The sequence below is a fragment of the Staphylococcus pasteuri genome, assembly GCF_030547725.1.
Lineage (GTDB): Bacteria > Bacillota > Bacilli > Staphylococcales > Staphylococcaceae > Staphylococcus > Staphylococcus pasteuri.
Genome location: NZ_JAUOQO010001020.1, coordinates 1 through 234, shown reverse-complemented (window position 1 = coordinate 234; position 234 = coordinate 1). Strand labels below are relative to the sequence as shown.

1 protein-coding gene is annotated in these 234 nt (G+C 65.0%); it reads left to right on the top strand.

Annotation, left to right across the window (positions count from 1 at the left end):
• On the top strand, positions 1 to 234 hold a 234-nt coding region (locus Q4528_RS16255), incomplete at both ends, for a PD-(D/E)XK nuclease family protein (protein ID WP_303522814.1).

Below are 234 nucleotides of genomic sequence, written 5' to 3'. Positions count from 1 at the left end.
CCACCACGGCAGTTCTCTCGGTGCGGGGCCGCGTCGACCGCATCGATCGGCGCCTCGACGATGAGGGCAACGAAGAGTTGGTGGTTGTGGACTACAAGACCTCGCGTCGGACGTGCACCGAAGATGAAGCGCGTTCGTCGTTGCAGCTCGCCATGTATGCCGCGGCCACGGCTCGGTCATTGCGTCGACCGTGCACGAGGGTCGAGCTGCATCACGTTCCGAGCGCCACAGTGG